Source organism: Dyadobacter sp. HNCC25DJ186, assembly GCF_056895235.1.
In genome coordinates this window covers 108,224-125,416 of sequence record NZ_JBXHAS010000007.1, presented here as the reverse complement: position 1 = coordinate 125,416, position 17,193 = coordinate 108,224, and the positions used below count along the sequence as shown (strand labels likewise).

12 protein-coding genes are annotated in these 17,193 nt (G+C 42.5%); 6 read left to right on the top strand and 6 right to left on the bottom strand.

What is annotated here, in order from left to right:
* Positions 1-5 precede the first annotated feature (5 nt).
* Positions 6-3,356 carry a transcription-repair coupling factor gene (gene mfd, locus AC1XUO_RS20410; protein ID WP_483331621.1) on the top strand — a complete coding sequence of 1,117 codons (3,351 nt, stop codon included), beginning with the start codon at positions 6-8 and terminating at the stop codon, positions 3,354-3,356.
* A 99-nt stretch (positions 3,357-3,455) separates the two neighbouring features.
* Positions 3,456-4,715 carry an SUMF1/EgtB/PvdO family nonheme iron enzyme gene (locus AC1XUO_RS20405; protein WP_483331620.1) on the top strand — a complete coding sequence of 420 codons (1,260 nt, stop codon included), beginning with the start codon at positions 3,456-3,458 and terminating at the stop codon, positions 4,713-4,715.
* A gap of 76 nt (positions 4,716-4,791) precedes the next feature.
* Here the strand turns inward: AC1XUO_RS20405 and AC1XUO_RS20400 are convergent, their stop codons facing one another.
* On the bottom strand, positions 4,792-5,484 hold the full coding sequence (locus tag AC1XUO_RS20400) for a ComF family protein (RefSeq protein ID WP_483331619.1): 693 nt from the start codon (positions 5,482-5,484) through the stop codon (positions 4,792-4,794).
* A 121-nt stretch (positions 5,485-5,605) separates the two neighbouring features.
* On the opposite strand from AC1XUO_RS20400, the gene AC1XUO_RS20395 reads away from it, so the two are divergent.
* Positions 5,606-6,967 carry a dihydroorotase gene (locus AC1XUO_RS20395; RefSeq protein WP_483331618.1) on the top strand — a complete coding sequence of 454 codons (1,362 nt, stop codon included), beginning with the start codon at positions 5,606-5,608 and terminating at the stop codon, positions 6,965-6,967.
* Here AC1XUO_RS20395 and AC1XUO_RS20390 read toward each other — a convergent pair.
* The 3 genes from AC1XUO_RS20390 to AC1XUO_RS20380 form a co-directional block, all read right to left on the bottom strand.
* On the bottom strand, positions 6,950-7,375 hold the full coding sequence (locus AC1XUO_RS20390; protein WP_483331617.1) for a (deoxy)nucleoside triphosphate pyrophosphohydrolase: 426 nt from the start codon (positions 7,373-7,375) through the stop codon (positions 6,950-6,952). The two genes, AC1XUO_RS20395 and AC1XUO_RS20390, sit on opposite strands and share 18 nt — an antisense overlap.
* 138 nt (positions 7,376-7,513) lie before the next feature.
* Entirely contained in the window at positions 7,514-8,539 is a 1,026-nt protein-coding gene (ruvB, locus tag AC1XUO_RS20385) for a Holliday junction branch migration DNA helicase RuvB (protein ID WP_483331616.1), read from the bottom strand.
* A gap of 91 nt (positions 8,540-8,630) precedes the next feature.
* Positions 8,631-11,513 carry a PKD domain-containing protein gene (locus AC1XUO_RS20380; RefSeq protein WP_483331615.1) on the bottom strand — a complete coding sequence of 961 codons (2,883 nt, stop codon included), beginning with the start codon at positions 11,511-11,513 and terminating at the stop codon, positions 8,631-8,633.
* A gap of 225 nt (positions 11,514-11,738) precedes the next feature.
* Between AC1XUO_RS20380 and AC1XUO_RS20375 the strand changes: the two genes are divergently transcribed.
* Positions 11,739-12,767 (top strand): PorP/SprF family type IX secretion system membrane protein, encoded by a 1,029-nt coding sequence (locus tag AC1XUO_RS20375; protein WP_483331614.1) that lies wholly within the window; start codon positions 11,739-11,741, stop codon positions 12,765-12,767.
* 133 nt (positions 12,768-12,900) lie between these two features.
* Entirely contained in the window at positions 12,901-13,689 is a 789-nt protein-coding gene (locus AC1XUO_RS20370; RefSeq protein WP_483331613.1) for an NIPSNAP family protein, read from the top strand.
* Positions 13,690-13,738: 49 nt separating this feature from the next.
* Here AC1XUO_RS20370 and AC1XUO_RS20365 read toward each other — a convergent pair whose 3' ends face one another.
* Together AC1XUO_RS20365 and murQ are read right to left on the bottom strand one after the other, a co-directional pair.
* A complete protein-coding gene (locus AC1XUO_RS20365) occupies positions 13,739-14,188 on the bottom strand; it encodes a hypothetical protein (RefSeq protein ID WP_483331612.1) in 450 nt (149 codons plus the stop codon).
* A 149-nt stretch (positions 14,189-14,337) separates the two neighbouring features.
* Positions 14,338-15,141, bottom strand: a complete 804-nt coding sequence (murQ, locus tag AC1XUO_RS20360) for an N-acetylmuramic acid 6-phosphate etherase (RefSeq protein WP_483331611.1) — start codon at positions 15,139-15,141, stop codon at positions 14,338-14,340.
* 337 nt (positions 15,142-15,478) lie between these two features.
* On the opposite strand from murQ, the gene ilvD reads away from it, so the two are divergent.
* Positions 15,479-17,164 (top strand): dihydroxy-acid dehydratase, encoded by a 1,686-nt coding sequence (gene ilvD / locus AC1XUO_RS20355; protein WP_483331610.1) that lies wholly within the window; start codon positions 15,479-15,481, stop codon positions 17,162-17,164.
* Positions 17,165-17,193: the final 29 nt, after the last annotated feature.

Sequence of the window (17,193 nt, the reverse complement as noted above, 5' to 3'; positions counted from 1 at the left end):
TACTTTTGGAAGTAAAAGATTTATTGACGCTATACGGAGGTGACAGTTATCTCGATCTGTTCATATCACAAATTGCCTCGAAAAAAGAAGATGCCGCACATATCCAGATCAAAGGATTAGTCGGAAGTCTGGATGCGGTAATTGCTGCGGCCATTCAGAAAAAAAAGAAAAGTCCGGCTTTATACATTTTAAGCGATCGGGAAGAAGCAGCTTATTTTCAAAATGACTTGCAGAATTTGCTGGGCAAAACGGAGGTTTTATACTATCCAACGTCCTACAAACGCCCATATCATTACGAAGAAGTCGATAATGCCAACGTTCTGATGCGCGGAGAAATCCTTAACAAACTGAACGTGGCCAAACCCGGACCGTTTCAGATTGTTACTTATCCCGAGGCGCTTTTTGAGAAAGTGATTAACAAAAGATCGTTGATTGCCAACACTTTTTCTGTGAAAGTAGGCGAGAAGCTGGATCCGTCATTCCTGACGGAATTCCTGAATAGTTATGGGTTTGAAATTACCGATTTCGTTTTCGAAGCCGGACAATTTTCCGTGCGTGGAGGTATCCTGGACGTTTTTTCATTTGCCAGCGAACATCCGTTTCGTATCGAACTATTTGGCGATGAAGTGGAAAGTATCCGCTCTTTTGATCCCGATACCCAGCTTTCGATTGAAACGGCCAAACAAATCAATATTGTTCCTGATATTCAGCAAAAACTGGTTCACGAGACGAGAGAATCTTTCATGGATTTCCTGGACGAGGATGCTGTGTTATGGTTTAAAGACGCAGAATTGACGCTTGAAGTCATTGAAAATTGTTTCGAAAGAGCTGAAAAAGCATTGCAGGAAGTTACCAGCGGAGGAATTCAAATTGTTTCGAATCCGGCCGATTTGTTTGAAACAAGACGTGGTTTTTTAAATCAGGTTAAGAAATTCAAAACGGTGGAATTCGGGCGCAGGTTTTATTTTAAAACTGAAAATAAACTCCCCTATTCCTCCAAACCGCAACCATCTTTCAATAAGGACTTTAAGCGTTTATTGGACGATCTTTCGGAAAATCAATCCAAAGGTTTTGTTAATATCATAGTTGCGGAACAACCGAAACAGCTGGACCGTTTGGAAAGGATTTTTGAAGATCTTGATCCGTTTGTCAAATTTCAGCCGATACCGAATATTTCACTTCGGGAAGGTTTCATTGACGAAAATCTTAAAGTCGCCTGTTACACCGATCACCAGATTTTTGCCCGTTTTCATAAATACCGGTTAAAGGAAAAATTCAGCAAGTCGAAAGCGATTACGCTTAAAGAACTGAAATCGCTTCATCCGGGCGATTTTGTTACGCACGTGGATTACGGTATCGGCCGTTTTGCCGGTATGGAACGGAAAGATGTGAATGGAAAAGAGCAGGAAGCAATCCGGTTGATTTATCGTGACAATGATTTGCTATATGTGAGTGTGCATAACCTACATAAAATTGCCAAATATACCGGCAAGGAGGGAACGCCGCCTGCTATGAGTAAACTGGGTTCGGGAGAATGGGAAGCGAAAAAATCAAGAGTTAAAAAACAGCTTAAAGATATCGCCCACGAGCTTATTGCGCTTTATGCAAAACGTCGTCAGGCACCCGGTTTCCAGTTTTCTCCCGACAATTATATGCAGGCCGAATTGGAATCGTCATTTATTTATGAAGATACGCCGGATCAGGCAACGGCGATTTCCAGTGTCAAAGATGATATGGAAAAAGGCCATCCGATGGATCGTCTCGTTTGTGGTGATGTTGGTTTTGGAAAAACGGAAGTAGCCATCCGCGCTGCTTTTAAAGCAGTCTGTGACAGTAAACAAGTGGCTGTTTTGGTGCCAACGACGATTTTGGCCATGCAGCATTTCAAAACTTTCAGTGAACGTTTGTCTGATTTCCCTGCAAAAGTGGGTTATATCAACCGCTTTAAATCGACTAAACAAATAAAAGATACGCTTAAAGAAGCGGCGGAAGGAAAAATTGATATTCTGATCGGGACACACCGTATTTTGAACAAAGATGTGCATTTCAAAGATCTGGGTCTTTTAATTGTAGATGAAGAGCAGAAATTTGGTGTAAAAGCAAAAGACCGTTTGAAGGAAATGCGTGTAAATGTGGACGTTCTGACATTAACAGCTACGCCGATTCCAAGAACACTTCATTTTTCTTTGATGGGGGCAAGAGATCTTTCGGTTATAGCAACCCCTCCGCCAAATCGCCAGCCGGTAACCACGGAAGTTCATTCGTTCAGTGAAGAGTTTATCCGCGATGCCATCAGTTTTGAAGTGCAGCGTGGCGGACAGGTTTTCTTTGTGCATAACCGGGTGAATGATATTGAGTCTATTGCCAACATTATTATGCGTCTGGTTCCGGAAGTAAGAATCGGTGTGGCGCATGGACAAATGGATGGCGACAAGCTTGAAAAAGTGATGGTAGATTTTATAGAGGGAGAATATGATATTCTGGTTTCCACCAATATTATTGAGTCCGGAATTGATATTGCCAATGCCAACACGATCATAATCAACTCCGCGCACATGTTCGGACTTTCAGATCTGCACCAGATGCGCGGCCGGGTAGGGCGTTCCAACAGAAAAGCTTTCTGTTACCTTTTAACACCGAACGCGTCTACCTTAGCCAGTGATTCCAGAAAACGTCTTCAGACTTTGGAAGAATTCTCGGAACTTGGGGATGGTTTCAAAGTGGCGATGCGCGATCTTGATATACGCGGCGCTGGAAATTTACTGGGTGCTGAGCAAAGCGGTTTTGTGAATGATCTTGGTTATGAGTTATATCACAAAATGCTGGATGAAGCGGTTGCGGAGTTGAAAAATAATGAATTTAAGGATTTGTTCTCCAATGCACTTGGTCTTCCAAAAAAACTATTGCCGGATTGTCAGATTGAGACGGATTTTGCAACCTTGATTCCGGAAACTTACGTTAAAAATATTTCGGAAAGACTTTCGTTGTATACGCGTCTTGATGATATGAAGACAAATGAGGAACTGATCGGTTTCGAGAAAGAAATCCTTGACCGTTTCGGGCCGATGCCCAAAGAAGTGGAGGATTTGCTGAAAACAGTCCGGTTGCGTTGGGAAGCAGAAGGATTGTATTTTGAAAAATTGACATTGAAAAGCAATACATTGAAAGGATACTTCGTTACTTCGCAGAACGATGAGTTTTTTCAGTCGCCAAGGTTTGGGAAAATTATCGATTATATTAAAATGCATCCAAGACAAAGCTCATTGAAAGACCAGAAAGGGAAACTGATGCTGATCTATGAAAATGTGCAAAGTATTGACCAGGCGCATAAGATTTTAGTGGAAATGTGTCAATAATGGATTTATAGCAAATAAGTTCGATTGATTTCATACATTTGCAGTTTCGCATACTATTAAATACCAAACACTCTAAGTCACTTTAAAGCAATGATTTGCATGCATAAGATGGGTATCCGATCGATCGCGTTGATACTGATTGTGTTATTAGCGGCTACTTCCTGTAGTAAGAAAAAAAGGCCAACGAGCTTAAAGCCTGGAAAAGAAAGTTCAAAAACAGGCCTGGCGTATAATGGCAAGGATGGATATCAGGTGAAACAATACAAAGCATTGCCTGCTGGTCCTGACTTGGTTTATATTGAAGGAGGGCGTTTCACCATGGGATCTTTGGAAGAAGATGTTATGAACCGACGCGACAATCCGAAACGTACGGTAAGTATCCAGTCGTTCTATATGGACCAGACGGAAGTTGCCAACGTTCACTACCTTGAATATTTAAATGCTATTCAAAAGGATTCATCTGAAGAATTTTACAGTAAAGCTTTACCTGATACCGCTGTTTGGTACAATGAATTATCCTTTAATGATTCATACGTAACGATGTATCTTCGTCACCCTGGTTTCCGTTTATACCCGGTTGTAGGTGTTTCATGGGTTCAGGCAAATGATTATTGTGCATGGAGAACGGCTGCTGTCAGCATAAGCAATAACGCTGCCGGAGCAAAAGCAGGTCAGTCCAAAAAAGGATTTTCGATCGGTAAAAAGAAGAAAGCTGCCGCTGCTGCCGAAGCTGAGTCAGTTGCTTCTGCGGAACCTGCAAAACTTACGATCGAAAGTGGTTACGTGATGCCTCCATACCGTCTGCCAACCGAAGCAGAATTTGAATATGCTGCCATCGCAATGATCGGTACACAATATTCTGACGAGAACCAGTCAAACCAGCGTATTTACCCATGGGATGGCTCAACAATGCGCCAGCCACGTGGACGTAAGCAGGGGCAAATGCTTGCTAACTTCAAACGCGGACCTGGGGATTACGCAGGTATTGCAGGCAAATCAAATGATGGTGCGATTATTACGCAGGAAATTCGTTCATATCCGGCTAATGACAATGGCTTGTTTGATATGGCTGGAAACGTTAGCGAATGGGTTTATGACGTTTACCGCCCGCTTTCCAATAATGACGTAAATGATTTGAATGCATTCCGTCGTGACGGATACCAGGATGAAGCAAAAAACTACGATGCTAAAAATGGCAACTCTCTGGTAAATGATAACCTTCGTGTTTACAAAGGTGGATCGTGGTCGGACGTAGCGTATTGGTTGTCTCCTGGAACGCGTCGTTACATGGATCAGGATTCTGCTACTGCATCAGTTGGTTTCCGTTGCGCAATGATCGCTACGGGTAGCCACAAATAAGAAATATATTTTTGTTAAAATATGAAAAGAGCCGTTGCCTGTTTGGCGACGGCTTTTTTGATATTAAAAAAGTCACTTAATGCTGCGTGGAGGCAATTGTCAGGACTATAAACTCAGTACATCCGGCTTCCAGCAAAACCTCGATACAAGCTTCAATCGTCGCACCTGTGGTTAATACGTCGTCCATAATAATTACCTTTTTACCTCTAACATCTCCTTGTACAACAAAAACACCACGCACATTTTCCCATCGCTCGTTTCTTGTTTTTCCTGTCTGAGTTTCGGTATACTTAACCCGCAAAAGCACATTGCCTGACCACGGAATATTTGTTGCTTTTGAAAATCCCTCCGCCAGTTTATCACTTTGGTTGTAGCCGCGGCTCTTTAATTTTCTTTTATGAAGCGGCACACTGATAATTAAATCGGCATAAGGCAGCATATCATTTTCCAGCATTTCCTGCCCAAACATAAAACCCAATTCCACTCCGACCTCAGGCTGTCCCTTATATTTCAAAGCATGCAAAAGCTTTTGAACTTTTCCCTTTTTAGTGAATAAAAGAAAGGCGTGCGTTTCTGTTACTTCGTGACGGTCTAAAAACTTTTGCCCGATCATTTCAGAGAAAATACTATCCTGCCCTGCCCGTGGAAGTGCAATCCGGCATGCGGTACAAATGACATTTTCATTGCCAATCAATCCTTTATCACAAGCCGCACAGCAACGTGGGAAAATTAAATCCACAAAATCAAACCAAATGGATATCAGGCTCATGAATAATTTTGAATGATGGAGTGAGAGAATGACCGAATTATTTAGCCTGTCAGCGCAGACTTATTAACTTTACCACTTCAAGACTATCTTTGGATTTTTACTTAACTATTCCGGTTACGCGATGAATACCCTTATTCTGAATGCCCGCGTCGTGAACGAAAACACGATTCAGGAATCTGACGTATATATTAGCAATGGTCACATTGAACGTATTGGCAAAAACCTGCAACACCTTTCAGCCGACAGAATTATCGATGCAAAAGGCACGTATTTACTTCCCGGCGTAATAGATGACCAGGTCCATTTCAGGGAACCCGGCCTGACTTATAAGGCAGATATTCATTCAGAAGCGCGTGCCGGGGTCGCAGGTGGTGTAACTTCTTTTATGGAAATGCCCAATACGGTTCCGAATGCGCTGACGCAGCCATTGTTACAGGATAAATACGACATTGCCGAAAGAACCTCACTGGCCAATTATTCCTTCTTCATGGGCGGCTCAAACAGCAATTATGACGAGGTAATGCGCACAGACCCAACGCAGGTTTGCGGGTTAAAAATCTTCATGGGCTCTTCCACGGGGAATATGCTTGTAGACTCGCCGGAAGTGCTCGAAAAACTCTTCGCCAATGCGCCGATGTTGATCGCGACACATTGCGAAGACGAAGCAACCGTTCGTCACAGAATGGAATTTTATAAAGAGAAATACGGCGAAAATGTTCCTTATGATATTCATGCTTTGATCAGAAATGAGGAAGCCTGTCTGATTTCGTCTTCATTTGCCAGCGCACTTGCCCATAAACATGGCACGAGATTACATATTTTGCATATATCAACGGGAGATGAGGTATCTCTTTTTGAAGTAGGAGAGCGTAAAAACGGGCAGATAATGCTGCCAAACGGAGCTCCAAAACTGGTAACTTCGGAAGCCTGCGTACATCATTTATGGTTTGACGCCGAAGATTATCATACGCTTGGGAATAAAATAAAATGTAATCCGGCCATCAAAGCGCCCCATCATAAGGAAGCCATTTTCCAGGCACTTTTGGATAACCGTATCGATGTGATTGCAACGGATCATGCGCCGCATACCATCGAAGAAAAAGCACTTCCATACTGGCAGGCTCCTTCCGGTTTGCCTTTGATTCAGCATACGTTGAATGTGATGCTGGAATTCAGTAAAAAAGGAAAAATTCCATTGGAACGTGTAGCTGAAAAAATGAGCCATGCCGTGGCAGATTGTTTCCAGATTAAAGAGCGCGGATATATTCGTGAAGGTTACTGGGCAGATCTGGTATTGGTTGATCTTGACGGGACGACATCGGTACAACCTTCAAACCTGTATTCAAAATGTGGCTGGTCTCCGTTTGAAGGAACAAATTTCCATTCCGTTATCACCCATACTTTCGTATCAGGCCACCTGGCTTATGAAAACGGGAATTTTGACGAAACCGTCAAAGGAAGCAGATTAGTTTTTTCCCGCTAGGTAGTCAAAGTAACTTTTGATTACACCCAAATCAGCTTCTGTCCAATCGAGCGCGGGTAGATCTTCTGGTGTGAGCCATAAGATCTGCTCATGTTCGGTAAGCGTAATGTTGTAGGTACGAAGGTTACAAACGAAAGGAACGAGAATTATTTCCCGCCATCCCTGATCTTTGGTTGTAACCGGCAGTTTTTGAATTATATCAATTTCGACGTCAAGCTCTTCCCTGATCTCACGAACGAGCGTTTCCTCGTCCGTTTCATTGTCTTCCTGCTTGCCCCCCGGAAATTCCCACTGTAAAGGAAATGATAGTGCAGCACTGCGCTGACCAGCTAATACCTTACCATTATGTTCAATAATGGCGCAAGGAACGCGGACGACTAATTTTACAGCAACAATACTTTCGACCATACCCAACGGTGACACAAAATTTACCGCAAAAGTACAGAGTATAATCGAGAAAAACCAGCGAGTATTGAATTGATCTTCAAGACTTCACTGGTTTTACCGTTAAATAAAAATATAAAAATTTCGTGATCATGTTTTGGGTTAAAACAGTTCTCCCGATCGGTGTCTTGGCAGTATCCCCAAATGTCTGTAAGCTTTTTCAGTTACCTCCCGCCCACGGGAAGTTCTCTTCATATAACCTTCCTGGATCAGGAACGGCTCATATACTTCCTCAATCGTTTCAGCCTCTTCGCCGCATGCAGTTGCGATGGTGGAAAGTCCCACGGGCCCGCCTTTAAATTTCTCTATAATGGTGGACAAAATACGATTATCCATTTCATCCAGTCCATTTTGATCAACGTCTAAGGCCAATAATGCCATTTCAGCAATTGGAATCGTAATTTTACCTGTGCCCTTTACCTGTGCAAAATCCCGGGTCCGGCGTAACAGATTATTCGCAATACGAGGCGTTCCACGGCTGCGTCGGGCAATTTCAAATGCTGCGTCGTCTTCCAGCGGTGTTCCCAGAATAATAGAAGAACGTTTTAGGATAGAAGCCAGTAACGTGGCATCATAATATTCAAGCCGCGCATTGATACCAAAACGTGCGCGTAATGGCGAGGTCAGCATACCCGCCCTTGTTGTAGCACCGATCAATGTAAAAGGATTCAGGCCGATCTGGATACTGCGTGCGTTAGGCCCGCTGTCGAGCATAATATCGATCTTGTAATCTTCCATCGCAGAATACAGATATTCTTCAACAATCGGATTCAGACGGTGGATTTCATCGATAAAAAGTACATCGTGTTCCTGCAAATTTGTTAGCAGACCTGCAAGATCGCTTGGTTTATCTAAAACCGGCCCGGACGTTATTTTGATGCCGGCAGCAAGTTCATTCGCTATGATATGTGACAAAGTTGTTTTGCCCAAACCCGGAGGCCCGTGCAGCAAGACATGATCCAGCGCATCACCACGTTGTTTGGCCGCCTGAACAAATATTTTAAGGTTTTCAAGAATTTTATCCTGTCCTGTAAAATCTTCAAACGACAACGGACGCAGTGCCCGGTCAATATCTTTGTCAGTATTGGAAAGAGTTTCTTTATCTCCGGACAAATAATCCTGGCGCATAAGCTGTTTTGCTACTATTAAGTTACGTTCTGATTAAAACATAACGATTTTTTAATCAAAAATAACCGTTTTTACTGGCAAAACCGAACTTCTAGCGCACCACCATCACCGATCCGCGAATTACGACCGGATTTCTTTCCGGGAAATATTCCGCTTCATAGGACACTACATAAGGATAAACACCTGGCTGGACTTTTACACCTTTATAGGTTCCGTCCCATTTATCCTCAATGGATGTTGTTGCATAAATTACTTCACCCCAGCGGTTGTAAATTCTGATGGAATAATTGATATAATAAGCGCCGAAAACATCCAGATTCTCATTTTGCCCGTCACCATTAGGCGTGAAAGCATCCGGTATAAAGAAGCGAGGCTCACATTGATCCAGCACCGTTGTGGATTGCCGGGCCACACATCCTTCTTTGTTTGTCGCTAAAACAGTAAAGACTCCCTCAGTGTTGACGGATACCGTCTGCGTGGTATCACCGGAATGCGGCCATTCATAATGTATGACATCGCTTCCGTTGGCGTTTAGAATGGTGGAGCCTCCGTCTGGAATACAGATATAATATTCTGGTGCTAATCGCAAAATTGGCGAAGGCAATTCTGCAACCTGAAGCGTGTCATAGTTAAAACAATCATTACCATTTTTAACCTGAACAAAATAAGTACCAGGCTGGCGCACTGTTATGCTACGGGTATCTTCACCGGTATTCCACAAAAATTCCCGCCATGTCAATCCCGGCGCTGTTATCAGAATAGAACTGTCGCGGCACATGGTTGTATCGGCACCGAGTTCAAATGGAGGTGGTTTCCGGAGTGTGACCTCCGTTGTATCCGCTGTAAAACAATCTCTGCTTGGGCCATTATAAGCTACCGCTATGTAACGGCCAGTAGCTGTCACCCGTAAAGTTCTCGAACGACTTATAATTCTACCACGGTTATACCATTCATAGACCTGCGCCGTAATACCCATATCCAGCTGAATGTATTGTCCACAAGTATCGATATTAGCCCTGAGGTTCATGGCAGGCGGTGTTTCATAAATTACAATGGTATCCCTCGTAACCATTGTAGTACAGTCGTTAGTCTGTGAAAGACTGACTAAATAACTGCCAGGTTGCGTGTATATGTGTGATGCTGTTTGCTGTTCCTTGGATGGAGCAGTAGGTGCAGTTCCATCACCAAAGTTCCAGCTGTATGTATCTTCTTTTGGATCACAAATCGGCCCGGCTTCAAAATTTGTCGGTTCATTCGTACAAAAACCATCCGCAGAAAATCCTGGGCCGGATGCCTCCTGAGTAAAATCCTGAACCATACTTGGCAGACCCAGCTCGCTTTTCTTTCCGCCAAGATTCACGCCTTCTTTCTCATATTCAATGGCAGAGGCAGAATTTCGCTCTGGCTCTCCGATTGAAGCCAGAAAATCACTTCCTTCAATAGCCATATATATTTTGCCATCAGGAGCTATCTGCAAAGCACCGTATTTCTCTGTTGCCGAACTATCGATGACAAGCGCAGATTCAACAATCAAGCTGTCACTAAAAGTAAGGTCAAATTGTTTCAGATAAGACTTGGAACTGCCTTCCCCTTGAAAGGAAACATACATTTTTTCGCCGGTGGGCGAAAATTCAATACCATACGCCGTCGGCGGGGCAGGACCGAGGTCAAGTGTTTTATTATAGGTAAGAACGCCCGTGGAATCATTGAAATTAAAAAGCTCAACATAATTCGTAGGTGGACCGGGGATAATCACAGCCAACTGCCTTGCTCCGGTGCTGTCTGCGGCAGAAAATTTCATATAACCTTCACCTTCGTTTGGCGAATCATGCGCCATTCCTAATTCAGGAGAACTGGTTTCAGTTAAACCGCCGGTGGTAGCGTGGAAAATACGGAATTTGTTGGTACCGTAATCATGAGAAATTACCCAATAAGTACTATCTCTGTCATTTTTTACAGCAGCAATCCGCTCGGTGGTTGGCTGTTGTAAGGTGGTATTTTGTTCAATAATCTCGCCTTTTCCATTGTTACGCCTCATATCAACGACGCTCTTTGTAAGGAAATTATTTCCCCCAATTTCTGTGGTTGTAAAGACGTTGAACAAAAATTCACAGCCTTTACACGTAGGCTGAGGAACTATCAGCACGGATTGCGTTGAACTGGGACTTCCTTTAAGATCTACACACGGAGAAATGCTGGCCGAGCAATTCATCTCTTCATTATCTCGATTGTAAATTTTTATCCCATCCGAATAAAACTGTAATATACCCTTTGAGTTTGCAATCGATGACGAACCTTCTGGCGTATTAACTTTCCCGTCTGTAATCGGAGCTGGTGGCGAGCTTGAAAAATCCAGTCCGGCATTTCCTCCAAAAAACCATTTTGCACCTTCCTGATTCGCAGGCTCCATGCAGATTTTTACGTTTACACGGTCCTGAAGCTTACAACCATTAGGCATAATCACCTCAACCGAATAACAGCCTGAGCTATCCACTTCCAGTGTTTGTGTTGTATCTCCTTTCGGATACCAGATGTACTTAGCACCCACAGGCGCTCCACTCGGATAAGGATCTAAAACCACACTCGTATTTGGACAAATAGTAGTATCAGATTTCCATTCCTGAAAAGGTGGGGGCACTTCTCCAATGGTTATTAATTGCGTTTCAACCGTTTGAGGCCCAGCTGCAAATGTCCTGGTTAAAGTCACTGTGTAAGTTCCCGCAGTTTTATAGGAATGAAGCGGGTTACGGACATCGCCTGTTCCTCCATCTCCAAACACCCAAGCCCAAGCGGTGGCAGTACTATTATCATCGTCCTTAAACATGGTACCATCTTCCGCACAAGCAGGGCTAGGAACACAGGCATCCTCGTACGTAAAGGTAAAAGTCTGCGCGTTCGCAAAACCCGCTCCCAGGAATAGCAAAAAGAAAAATGAATAAAATATTTTCCGATGTGTATTATAAAATCGCCTCATGTTTCGTTACTAAATCAATCATCCCTACCCCGCCAATTAAATATTCTTGTTACCCGATCATTCTAACGAAAATAATATGTTAAAATTTTGTGTGGTAATGTCTTAAAAACCATAGTAATTTGAATATTAATACGCAATGTGGCGACAATTTGTGAATTAAATTTTGGTATTTCTTACGTCCGTATCCTCAATTCGATGTAAATAGCGGACAAAGCCTGAAAATATATGATAAAGCGTATACTTCCTCTTCTCATCATGACACTGATCTGCCTCAAAGGTTGGAGTCAGGATCCGCAATTTTCCCAGTTTTATGCTAACCCGTTGTACCTTAATCCCGCCCTTGCAGGTGGCGCGCTGGCACCTCGCCTGACGGCAAATTACCGCAATCAATGGCCTGCGCTTTCAGCAAATTTTGTAACGGCATCCTTCGGAGCGGATGTATTTCTTCCTAACTATAATAGTGGGATTGGAGTTCAGGTAACAACTGACAGCCAGGGATTAGGAAACCTTAAAGCTACCGACATAGCACTTCAATACGCTTATCAGATTAATTTAAACGATGTTACCTCGCTTAGGTTAGGTATCCAGGGTGGTTTTGCTTCCCGGTCGCTTGATTATTACGGGTTGACATTTGGCGATCAGTTTACCAATGGAGGGTTTACCGGAAATCCTTCGACAGACCCTTTTGCACAGGGAGGCCCTAATGTTTCCTATGCTGATTTTTCGACTGGCATGATGGTCTATTCGGATTGGTACTGGCTTGGATTAGCGGCGCATCATATCAACAGACCTAATCAGGCATTTAGCGGAACGGAAGCCAGACTTCCGGTAAAGGCAAGCTTGCAGGCTGGTCTTCGGATACCGTTTGCCGGTTATACTTTTTTAGGAAATGAGATCGATAAAGAAAAAAGTATCTCGCCAGCCATTTTATACAAAAAACAAGGAAAATACGATCAGCTGGATATGGGGCTTTATGTGACGATCGAGCCCCTGGTTTTAGGAATGTGGTACCGTGGAATTCCTTTCAAAAAATATGAACCGTCGATTAATAACCATGAATCACTGGTTTTTCTTGCAGGTTTTCGCCAGGATAAGTTTTCGATCGGATATAGTTATGATTTAACCATTTCGACCTTGGGAGCAGGAAGCGGCGGAGCACATGAAATTTCTCTTTCGTATATTTTCGAACCGCTTACTCCAAAACCGAAACGTTCCAGAAGCAGCAAAAATCAGCTGTCTTGCCCGAAATTTTAAAATAAATCGATTTTGTTGCCAAGATTCGATGCAGACAAACCCTTGTCTGCATTTTTTTATACAGTATAAAATTAAAGACGGCCTCTTTTCAATTTAAACTTATACAATAATAAAGAGAGCGATCTGATCTTTTATGAACAAGCCACAAAAACGTACTTTCCTTTTAAGCCTTTTTATGTTAGCGTTATCCGTAGCCGCGATAGCAGCAGCGCCCAAAAGAGAATTTTATGAAATTAAAATGTATCATTTGAAAGACAAAACGCAGGAAGCTGCTGTAGAAGCTTTCCTGAAAGATGCATATATACCCGCATTACATCGTGCAGGAATTAAGGATGTGGGGGTTTTCAAACCTGTTCCAAGTGATACCATGAGTGGAAAATTAATTTATGTTTTTACACCATTAAGCTCTCTGGACCAACTTTTGACACTTCCAAAATTGCTGGATAAGGATTCAAAATATCTGGAAGCGGGGAAAGACTATCTGGAAGCGCCATTTAAAAATCCACCTTATGTACGTATCGAAACGACGATTCTTCAAGCTTTTACGGCGATGCCGGTGCATTCAAAGCCAAAATTAAGTGCGCCGAAAAGCGAGCGTGTATATGAAATGCGCAGTTATGAAGGGCATACCGAAAGAAGATATCAGAACAAGGTAAAAATGTTCAACGATGGAGGAGAAATTCCCCTTTTTGTAAGACTTGGTTTCAATGCAGTTTTTTACGGAGAAGTAATTGCCGGAAGTCATCAGCCAAATTTAATGTACATGACAACTTTCGAAAATAAAGCTGACCGTGATGCCCATTGGAAATCTTTCAGTGAGGATGCAGAGTGGAACAAATTGAAAGTTAATCCTGAATATCAGAACAACGTATCAAAAAATACAAGTTTCTACATGTATCCAACTGAGTATTCGGACATTTAATTTGTTAACAATATTTTGAAAAAGGTCAGGATCATCGGGATAATTCCGATTATTCTGACCTTTTTCTTTTTCTTCTCCAAAATCTCCTCCTGCTGACAGGCTTGTCCTCTGCTATGGAATTTGAAGTAACTGCGATATTATTTTCAAAAAATATTTGTTTAATTTCAGTTACAGAACAATCAAACTGAACAGCCAAAGTCTCTATTTCCAAACATTTGTTTAGATATCTGTTTATTAATTCCTTTTTCCTAAAATCCGTAAATACCTTCTTTCTAGGGTGATTCTTTCTGATTTCTAACTGATAGCTTACTAAGATTTGAATAATCTCATCCAAGTCAGACGGCCTTATTCTGATATGTGATTCTATTGTATCCAATTGATGAACAAATACGCTTTGACCAATTGAGACATAAAACAAACCGTTTGCCGTTTTTATCAGTTCGAGATTATATCTGCTTTTCTCCGTGTTGATAATTTCGGACTTTAATACTTCCTGCATAAGTGTATGTCGTAAAAGTGAAATCCCTTGATAATATCGAACGGATAATTTATCAAGGGATTAATATACAATTTACTACACAGAAAATATCTCAGGCTTATAACCTAATCAAACAATTCATATGATATGAAAAATTTGATTAGCAGCTACTACTTCCTCACCGCCTCTATCGCGCCACGAACACTTCCATACTGATCCAGCAAGGATTCTGCTTCATCCGGAGAAACACCTAATTCATCTATAATCATATGAATTGCACGATTTACAAGTTTTTCATTGGTCATCTGCATATCCACCATTTTATTTCCTTTCACTTTTCCTAAACGGATCATCACAGCAGTGGAGATCATATTCAGTACCAGTTTTTGGGCTGTACCAGATTTCATTCTGGTACTTCCCGTCAGAAATTCCGGCCCGACAACTACTTCAACAGGAAACTCACAAGCGGCTGCGATAGGAGAACCGCTGTTGCAAACCACACAACCTGTCAGCAAACCAGCATTTTTCGCTTCGTTTAATCCACCAATCACATACGGCGTGCGACCGGAAGCGGCCAGTCCGATTAAAGTATCGTTTTCATTTAAATTGTAGGATGCCAGGTCAATCCAGGCCTGTGTCCAGTTATCTTCTGCATTTTCCACTGCTTTTCTAATCGCAATATCCCCGCCGGCAATAATTCCGACAACTAAATCAAATGGAACGCCAAAGGTTGGAGGGCATTCCGAAGCATCCACAACCCCTAAACGACCGCTCGTTCCGGCACCGATGTAAAATAAACGACCGCCTTTTTTCATACGCGGAACGATCTCTTCGATCAAAGCTTCAATTTGAGGAATTACCTTTTGAACGGCATTAGGCACCGTCTGATCTTCCCGGTTTATTGAGTTCAAAATTTCATTGACACTCATCTGATCGAGATTATTGTAGAGAGATGACGATTCGGTTGTTAGCATGGAATGTTGCATTGATTGAAATCCAAAATTAATTATTTTCTGTGAACCAACCTTTACCAAATAAATAATATGGGATTTATCTAAGTATATCTGCAAAAATTTGCCCTAAAATTTGGAAAATAAAAAGATAGGCTCCTAATTTGTAACACCAAGTTAGAGTTAGCGAAATTTCGCTAAAAACTATATTTTCGTTTTCTTATTGATTTATGTTAATCGTACGTTCCATCTTCCTACTGATCGTAGTCACGTCCCTGACGTGAGTGAGATGTTAACGGCATATATCCGCACCTCACTCACCCGCTGAGTGAGGTGTTTTTTTATTAAATTAATAATCACCATGGCGACAGAACTAAACAGATTTTCGAAAACCTTAACCCAGGAAGTTACTAATCCGGCAGCTCAGGCCATGCTTTACGGCATTGGATTAAAAGAAGAGGACATGGCAAAACCACAAATTGGTATTGCCAGTACAGGTTATGAAGGAAACCCTTGTAACATGCACTTAAACGGACTTTCTGTTTACGTAAAACAAGGTATTACGGCTAATAATATGGTCGGCCTGATCTTCAATACCATTGGCGTTTCCGATGGTATGACCAACGGAAATGACGGGATGCGTTATTCTCTTCCAAGTCGTGACATCATTGCGGATTCAATCGAAACGGTTGTTGCTGCGCAATGGTATGACGGGGTTATCGCGGTGGTAGGTTGTGACAAAAATATGCCCGGAGCCGTTATGGCGATGGCGCGCCTCGATCGTCCTGCGATTATGGTTTACGGTGGAACAATCCGTTCAGGACATTATAAAGGTAAAAAACTGGATATTGTTTCGGCATTTGAAGCGCTCGGACAAAAATTTGCCAACAATATTTCTGACGAAGATTATAAAGGTGTAATTCAAAATTCAATTCCTGGCCAAGGCGCTTGCGGTGGTATGTACACAGCAAACACCATGGCGGCTTCGATTGAAGCGATGGGGTTAAGTTTGCCTTTCAGCAGCTCTTACCCTGCAACCCACGAAGGAAAACAGGAAGAATGCAGGAAAATCGGTGCGGCAATGAAAAAATTGCTTGAACTAAACATTACGCCAAGGGACATTATTACCAAAAAATCGCTTGAAAATGCTTTGACAGTGGTGATGGCTCTGGGTGGTTCTACAAACGCAGCATTGCACTTTCTTGCGATTGCCCGTGCAGCAGACCTTCCTTTGACATTGGATGATATCCAGGAAATTTCCAACAAAGTGCCTTTCATCGCCGATCTTAAACCAAGCGGTAAGTACTTCATGGAAGACATCCTTGAAATCGGAGGCGTACCGGCTGTCATGAAATATCTTTATTCAAAAGGATTGATCCACGGTGAATGTCTGACTGTAACAGGCAAAACCCTGTCAGAAGATTTAGCCGAAGCACCGGACCTGAATTTTGAAAACCAGAAAATTATTTTCCCGCTGGAAAACCCGATTAAGTCATCAGGACATATCCAGATTTTATATGGCAACCTGGCCCCAACGGGTTCTGTTGCAAAAATTACAGGAAAAGAAGGTTTGACCTTTGATGGTGAAGCAAAAATTTGCGAGCACGAAACAGAGATTATTACCATGCTTTCCAAAGGAGAAATCAAAGCAGGTCATGTGGTAGTGATCCGTAATGCAGGACCAAAAGGCGGACCAGGAATGTCGGAAATGTTGAAACCAACATCTGCTGTCATGGGAGCCGGACTTGGCGATAAAATTGCACTGATCACAGATGGTCGTTTCTCAGGCGGAACACACGGATTTGTGGTTGGACATATTACTCCGGAAGCATTTGACGGTGGTCCGATCGCGCTTGTGAAAGATGGCGACAGAATCACGATTGATGCAAACACGCGTCAGCTGATTGTGCATATTTCTGATGAGGAAATGGTAGCACGGAAAGCGGCATGGGTTCAACCAGAGCCAAAATTCACAAAAGGAATGTTGGGAAGATATATCCGCACGGTAAAATCTGCCAGTGAAGGATGTGTTACTGACGAAGCGTAAATATTTTTTATATTTACAAAAAGTATTTA

What these genes read in the sequence shown, in the direction of transcription:
- AC1XUO_RS20405 (WP_483331620.1), top strand. Translation starts at nt 3,456, where the DNA reads ATGCATAAGATGGGTATCCGATCGATCGCGTTGATACTGATTGTGTTA.
- AC1XUO_RS20400 (WP_483331619.1), bottom strand. Translation starts at nt 5,484, where the DNA reads ATGAGCCTGATATCCATTTGGTTTGATTTTGTGGATTTAATTTTCCCA.
- AC1XUO_RS20395 (WP_483331618.1), top strand. Translation starts at nt 5,606, where the DNA reads ATGAATACCCTTATTCTGAATGCCCGCGTCGTGAACGAAAACACGATT.
- AC1XUO_RS20390 (WP_483331617.1), bottom strand. Translation starts at nt 7,375, where the DNA reads ATGGTCGAAAGTATTGTTGCTGTAAAATTAGTCGTCCGCGTTCCTTGC.
- ruvB (WP_483331616.1), bottom strand. Translation starts at nt 8,539, where the DNA reads ATGCGCCAGGATTATTTGTCCGGAGATAAAGAAACTCTTTCCAATACT.
- AC1XUO_RS20380 (WP_483331615.1), bottom strand. Translation starts at nt 11,513, where the DNA reads ATGAGGCGATTTTATAATACACATCGGAAAATATTTTATTCATTTTTC.
- AC1XUO_RS20375 (WP_483331614.1), top strand. Translation starts at nt 11,739, where the DNA reads ATGATAAAGCGTATACTTCCTCTTCTCATCATGACACTGATCTGCCTC.
- AC1XUO_RS20370 (WP_483331613.1), top strand. Translation starts at nt 12,901, where the DNA reads ATGAACAAGCCACAAAAACGTACTTTCCTTTTAAGCCTTTTTATGTTA.
- AC1XUO_RS20365 (WP_483331612.1), bottom strand. Translation starts at nt 14,188, where the DNA reads ATGCAGGAAGTATTAAAGTCCGAAATTATCAACACGGAGAAAAGCAGA.
- murQ (WP_483331611.1), bottom strand. Translation starts at nt 15,141, where the DNA reads ATGCTAACAACCGAATCGTCATCTCTCTACAATAATCTCGATCAGATG.
- ilvD (WP_483331610.1), top strand. Translation starts at nt 15,479, where the DNA reads ATGGCGACAGAACTAAACAGATTTTCGAAAACCTTAACCCAGGAAGTT.